This is a genomic window from Caballeronia choica (assembly GCF_001544535.1).
Lineage (GTDB): Bacteria > Pseudomonadota > Gammaproteobacteria > Burkholderiales > Burkholderiaceae > Caballeronia > Caballeronia choica.
Genome location: NZ_FCON02000265.1, coordinates 1 through 6,236 on the forward strand (window position 1 = coordinate 1; position 6,236 = coordinate 6,236).

6 protein-coding genes are annotated in these 6,236 nt (G+C 62.6%); 3 read left to right on the forward strand and 3 right to left on the reverse strand.

The genetic code is table 11. The annotated features are described in order from the left end of the window. Positions 1 to 578 precede the first annotated feature (578 nt). The gene (locus AWB68_RS41830) at positions 579 to 2,504 is read right to left on the reverse strand and encodes a hypothetical protein (RefSeq protein ID WP_087650016.1); all 1,926 of its coding nucleotides are present in this window, start codon (positions 2,502 to 2,504) and stop codon (positions 579 to 581) included. Positions 2,505 to 3,006: 502 nt separating this feature from the next. On the opposite strand from AWB68_RS41830, the gene AWB68_RS41835 reads away from it, so the two are divergent. The 3 genes from AWB68_RS41835 to AWB68_RS41845 all read left to right on the forward strand — a co-directional run bounded on the left by AWB68_RS41835 (position 3,007) and on the right by AWB68_RS41845 (position 5,212). After that, on the forward strand, positions 3,007 to 3,360 hold the full coding sequence (locus AWB68_RS41835; protein ID WP_087650017.1) for a YciI family protein: 354 nt from the start codon (positions 3,007 to 3,009) through the stop codon (positions 3,358 to 3,360). A 137-nt stretch (positions 3,361 to 3,497) separates the two neighbouring features. Beyond that, positions 3,498 to 3,896, forward strand: coding sequence for a VOC family protein (locus AWB68_RS41840; protein ID WP_087650018.1), 399 nt, complete (start codon positions 3,498 to 3,500; stop codon positions 3,894 to 3,896). Continuing rightward, positions 3,893 to 5,212, forward strand: coding sequence for an RNA polymerase sigma factor (locus AWB68_RS41845; RefSeq protein ID WP_087650019.1), 1,320 nt, complete (start codon positions 3,893 to 3,895; stop codon positions 5,210 to 5,212). The genes AWB68_RS41840 and AWB68_RS41845 overlap by 4 nt, the downstream gene beginning before the upstream one ends. Positions 5,213 to 5,404: 192 nt before the next feature. On the opposite strand, the gene AWB68_RS41850 is transcribed toward AWB68_RS41845, so the two are convergent. Both AWB68_RS41850 and AWB68_RS41855 read right to left on the reverse strand, forming a co-directional pair. After that, positions 5,405 to 5,743, reverse strand: coding sequence for a type II toxin-antitoxin system RelE/ParE family toxin (locus AWB68_RS41850; RefSeq protein WP_087650020.1), 339 nt, complete (start codon positions 5,741 to 5,743; stop codon positions 5,405 to 5,407). Further along, on the reverse strand, positions 5,743 to 6,027 hold the full coding sequence (locus AWB68_RS41855) for a type II toxin-antitoxin system Phd/YefM family antitoxin (RefSeq protein ID WP_087650021.1): 285 nt from the start codon (positions 6,025 to 6,027) through the stop codon (positions 5,743 to 5,745). The genes AWB68_RS41850 and AWB68_RS41855 overlap by 1 nt, the downstream gene beginning before the upstream one ends. Positions 6,028 to 6,236 lie beyond the last annotated feature (209 nt).

A 6,236-nucleotide genomic window follows, 5' to 3' on the forward strand; every position in this document is an offset into this window, starting at 1 on the left:
GTGGTCCAACCGGGGGAGTGTCGTTAGCGGGGTTTCATCGTTGTTGGCATGTAGAAAAGGCGCGCACGTCGCACCGCTGCGCGGAGTGGAACAGCAGTCATTCATCCGTCTAGGCACTTCGTGCCCGACGACAGGTCTGCAGGTGGTGGTGAATTGAAGCAAGCGGCAGCACGAACGTAGGACGTAGATTCAACGATGGGTTTTAGTTTTGCCTGACGGGTGAGCGCGTAGCGCAAGGCCGGATGAATGATTGCTGGTCGACTTCGTATAGCGGTGCGATGCCCGTGCCTCTTCTACATGCCAACAACGGGGAAACCCCGCTAAGGACACTCCCGGTTGGACCACTCCGAGGGAACGGGCTAGCGGGGCATGGCAAGCATTCACGGTGGGAAGCTGCTTTCTTTGCTTACTTTCTTTGCAGCAGCAAAGAAAGTGAGTCCCGCCCCGGACAGGGGCAGAGCTAATAAACCAAAAACAAAACAAGTTCCATAGAAGCCTGAACGCATCAAACGGTGTAACAGCACCCAACCCAACCCCGACCCCAAGCGTAAGCGCCAACCCCTGTGCCGCTGTCAGACTCACGCTCCGGTGTAACCCACCGGCTTGGTCGAATTGCTCTTCGACACGGTCGGGTTCGTCGACACCACGTACTGCGGCAGTTCCGTGAGCGTCACCGTCACGACGCCGTTGGTGTACGGAACGCTCGACGGGTTGCCCATCGCGTCGATCAACTGGACCGTGCCGCTCGTGCCCGGTGCATCGACGCTCAACTGGTAGGCCTTGCTGTACGTCGTGCTGAAGCCGACGCTCGCGTCCCACACCGCGTTGTTATGCGTCCAGAGCGCCGTGATCACCTTGCCGCCGCCCAGTTGCTGGAACGAGTAGGCATACACGCCCGACGGCGTGCCCTTGACCGGGCCGAGCGTCGTCGTGCCGTCGAGGATGCGCGTCATCGCGGCGACCGTCATCGCGGCCGGCTTCGGGCTGATGTTGGTCGTGCCGAACGCGGCCTGCGGGTTATCAAGGTCGAAGAACGTGCCGTAGCCCGTCTCGCCCGGGAAGTCCGGCCCGAAGAACACATAGGTCTGGTCCGCGCCTTCGCCGAGCAGGATCAGGTGCGTGCGCGCCACCACCGCGCCCTGCGCGAACAGGATGTTCTGCGACGGGTAACTCGGGCTGTAGCTCGAACCGAGGTCATAGCTGATGCCGGTTTCCGTCACGAAGAGCTTCATGCCCGGCTTGTAGTCGGCGGCCATTTCAGCGCGCAGGTTGCGCATCTCCATCGGCAGCGCGTTCGCGGCGTCGGCCGGGTTCGGATCGGTGCTGTGACGCTCCGGCGGATGCGACGGCGACGTACCCGCATCGTAGTAGCCGTGGGTCGCGATGCCATCGAGGTATTGCGCATAGCCCATCGGCGCCAGGCGCTTCAGGCGGTCGGTCGTGAGCGACGGGAACGGCTCGGCCGGGCCCATCACGACGGCGTTCGGGTCCTTCGAATGCAGGCCCTGATACGCGGCCTTGTAGAGCGCGACAAAGTTCGCGTCGGTGTCCTTCCACAGGACGTATGGTTCCCACGTCACCTGGTAGTAGTTCGACTTCTGCTGCGGGAAGTCGCGCGCACGGATCGATTCCGTCTCGCTGCCGACGCGGCTCAGATAGTTCGCGAAGTAGTTCAGGTCCGCCGGCACGTAGCCGTAATCCGGCGACAGGCCATGGGCGCTCGCCCAGGCCGGAATGCCGTCGAGGCGCACGAGGCGCATCACCTTGCCCGACGTGTAGAACGAATCGAGATTGTTCGCCGCCGGGTTGAACGTGTTGGGGCTGTTCGGCTCCATCACGGCCATCTGGCGGTCGTCGATCGTCGACGTAATGCCGAGCGCGGCCAGCATCGGGCCGTTATCGTTGAAACCCTGCATGCCGAAGCGATGCTGTTCCTGATGCGCGTAGGTCACGGCCGGGAGAACGGTGGAGAGATTCGGCAGCACGCCGAAGCTCGCAAAGCCGTTCGGGCGCGTGCCCGACGTCTGCACCTGGCCGCCTGCCTTCTGGAGCGATGCGCCGACGGCGAAGTACCCGGCGAGCGTCGAGGTGCAGGTGAGGGTCGTCGTCGTGGCGGCGGCGGGCACCGGGAAACTGCCGCTTGCGACCACCTGGCTGACCGAGTTGGACAACGTCCACTTCAGCGTGTCGGCCGAGCCGGCGCGCGTGGTGATCGCGAGCTTGAACGAGGTGCCGGACGGGAACAGGCGCGTCTTGTCGGCGCTCGGGGTATCGGCCGTGATCTTGCCGCTGCCCGACGATGCCGCCGACGTCGTCGGCGATACGCAACTGATCTTTTGGGTCGCGGCGGCGTCCGCCGCTGCTTTCAGGGCGGCGTCGCCCGTGGCGTTCTGCGTGTTGGCCGTGGAGGCGAGGTCGGTGCTGTCCGAGCCGCCGCCGCAACCGGCGAGCGCGCCGGTGAGCGCGATTGCCAGCGAGGAAAGAAGTAGAGGATGTTTTTTCATCGGATTTCGGTTCGTACGACTTGAACCAGGTGCGGGTCGAAGGACCGTCACCCGGTGACGCAGACACAAGCGTCGAGATTCTTTGCAGGCGGGAACGGATTCGGAACGAACGTCGTCGGCCGGCCGGCTTGGCAAGGGACCGTTTGCGCGGCGATCAGGCGTCGTACGACAGCCCGGAAACCGGCAGAAGCAAACGATTGCGATGCCGCCCGGAAGGACGGCTTACATTGAGCACACCGATATGCGGTCGGCTCTTGCGCCTGAAGTAAGGCGAAATTTTGACCGATTTATGGCGACAGACCGTCGTGTAGCGGTAAAAAGTGGCTGCCTCGGGTCGAATAGTACTAAGAAATGATCGTTACAGTGAGTAAAAGGCCGTAACTGGTCGTAACATAGTACAAATAGATTAATCGTCTAATGAATACGCAAATACCCGACGGTATTGCCTGCGCGGGGACGCCGCGCTACCGTGAGCCCTCTGGAAAAAATATTGGAGCCATCCGTGAGCTACATGCTTTTGATCGTCGAGCCGCGCGAGCAACGCGGTCAGCGCAGCGAGGAAGAGGGCCGGCAGGTCTATGCGCAAATGCTTGAATTTGCAGAGAAACTGCGGACGCGCGGCGTCTTGCGCGCGTGCGAGTCGCTCGCCTCGGACAAGGACGGCGTGCGCGTCCAGAAGCGCGGCGGCGAATCCCGCTTGCTCGACGGTCCATTCGCCGAGGCGAAGGAGATGATCGGTGGATTTTTCCTGCTCGACGTGGAGACACGCGAGGAGGCGGTCAGGATTGCTGCGGAATGCCCCGCCGCGGAGTGGTGCACGGTCGAGGTGCGCAAGGTCGCGCCTTGCTACGCCTGACGTGAGATTTTTCCGCGATCGGTAATTTCGTGTCGATTCCGCGGGACACCGATCGTCGTGGATGGAAGAGGGCGGCGTACCGTCGCCGCGCTTGATGCACTCAACCGAAGCACACTCAATTTGGAGACGTGTCCGCCATGCACAAGCAAATCTTCGTCAACCTGCCGGTCAGCGATCTAAGGCGCTCCATGACCTTCTTCAAAGCGCTCGGCCTCTCGTTCGATCCGAAGTTCACCAACGACCAGGCGGCGTGCCTCGTGATCGGCGAGAACATCTTCGGGATGCTGCTCGTCGAAACGTTCTTCAAGACCTTTACGGCGAAGTTCGTGGTCGATGCGCAGCAGGGCACCGAAGTGATCGTGTGCCTGTCGTGCGAGAGCCGCGCCGAAGTGGACGATCTCGTCGCGAAGGCGATCGCGGCGGGCGGCCAAGCGCCGCGACCGCCGCAGGATCACGGCTTCATGTACGCGCACGGCTTCGACGATCCCGACGGCCACATCTGGGAACTGGTGCACATGGAACCGGAAGCGGCGTGAGCGCGAGCGCAAGCCCGAGCCCGAGCCCGAGCGAGCAGGCGACTCATCGAGCGATCGAGGCGGTCTGGCGCATCGAGTCGGCGAAGGTGATCGCGAGCGTCGCGCGCATCGTGCGCGACGTCGCGCTCGCCGAGGAGTTCGCGCAGGACGCGCTCGTCGCCGCACTCGAGCGCTGGAGCGAAGCGGGCGTGCCCGACAACCCGGGAGCGTGGCTCATGACCACAGCGAAGAACCGCGCGTTCGACCGCCTGCGGCAAGAGGCGCTCCATGCCCGCAAGCACGAGGAACTCGGTCGCGAACTCGATGCGCTGGAGATGCACGTCGTGCCCGATTTCGTCGACGCCCTCGATGCCGCGCGCGAAGACGACATCGGCGACGATCTCCTCAGTCTCGTGTTCACGGCGTGCCATCCGGTGTTGTCGGTGGATGCGCGCGTCGCGCTCACGCTACGCCTGATCGGCGGGCTCACCACCGACGAAATCGCGCGCGCGTTCCTCGTCCCCGAGCCGACGATCGCGCAACGCATCGTGCGGGCCAAGCGCACGCTGTCGGCGGCACGCGTGCCGTTCGAGGTGCCGAAGGCCGATGCGCGCGCGGTGCGGCTGTCGTCGGTGCTCGAAGTGATCTACCTGATTTTCAACGAAGGCTACTCGGCGACGGCCGGCGATGACCTGCTGCGTCCCGCGCTGTGCGAGGACGCGCTGCGGCTCGGGCGCATCCTGGCCGGACTCGCGCCTGAAGAAAGCGAAGTGCATGGGCTCGTCGCGCTGATGGAAATTCAGGCGTCACGCATGCGCGCACGCGTCGATCGCGATGGGCGGCCGGTGCTGCTGCCCGACCAGGACCGCAGCCGCTGGGACCCGCTGCTGATCCATCGCGGCCTCGCGGCGCTCAGGCGTTCGGAATCGCTCGGCGGGGCGCGCGGCGTCTATGCGCTGCAGGCCGCGCTCGCGGCGTGCCACGCGCGCGCGCCGAGCGCGGCGCAGACCGACTGGCCGATGATCGTCGCGCTGTATGACGCGCTCGTGCAGGTCGCGCCGTCGCCGGTCGTCGAGTTGAACCGGGCGGTCGCGGTGAGCATGGCGTTCGGGCCGGAGGCGGCGCTCGACATCGTCGATACGCTTGCCGCGCAGCCGTTGCTCGCGCGCTATCACTGGCTGCCGAGCGTACGCGCCGACTTGCTTGCGAAGCTGGGACGCAAGGATGAAGCGCGGGCGGACTTCGAGCGGGCTGCCGCGATGACGCGCAATTCGAAGGAGCGCGATTTTTTGCTCATGCGGGCGCGTGAGATGACCGGAGTTGATCAAGGCCGTTGAGTCATGCGCAGTGCGTGCTCCTTGCGAATGGTCGGTTGGGCGCTTGGGGTCAAGTTGTTTCGGAGAGGGTTTGAGGGCGATGTTTTGCGCCTGAACGTGTGCGGCAGAGAGCGTGCTGCTGGACAGGACGAGAGGTTCTCACAGCGCTCTCATTTCGTGAGGTTCGAAACACCACCCATTACCGTGCGGAACTCACATCAGCCGGAGCACGATTCGTTGAAGGAGGGCTTGTAGATCGCGTCGCGTATCGACGACGAGATGAATATAGAGGGTGTCGTCACGCACCTGATAAATAATCCGGTTCTTGCCGGATAAGACCTGCCGAAAATTGTCATCGCCGAAGCCCTCAAGCTCGGCGGGCACATGGCCGCTTTCAGGAAACTGCCGCATGTGCGTGATGGTCTCCTGCAACTGCGCCGACGTCTGCCGCCATGTTTCCCACCCAAAAGTGCGGACGATATAGGTTCTGAGTTCATCGATACCGATTCGCGCAGTCGGTAAGATGCGGTACCTCAGCAGCGGGGCCTGCATCAGCGGAGCTTTTCCTGCTGATCGAGTTCGTCGAGTTCCGCAAAAAATTCGTCGCCGTCGACGTGGTCTTTTCGCTCGATTTGCTTTTGACCGATCGCCAGGATTTTCAGAAGGGCGATCGTCTGTTGCGTGGCTTCATAGGTGCGCACGTCCTGGACGACAAGTTTCGCCTCGCCGTTTTGGGTGATGATGAGCGGCTCGCCGGAGTCGGTCAGGTCTTTGACGATTTGGGCCGCCTCGCTCTTGAGGTAGCTGATCGGCTTCACATGGTCAGTGATGTGCATTGGGCGCTCCGTTTGCAGGGGACGAACCGAATATAGACTATATTCGGTTCGGTCGTAAAGGACGCCTGCGTTGTCGACGTTTCATCGATTGCGTACTTGATTTAACATAATGCTAATTATCAACTTTTTATTTGTAGGGGCAAAGTAGTAATGTCGTATTTGAGCAAAGTACAGATGTCGTACCAAGGGATCTGTAGCGCATGCTGGTG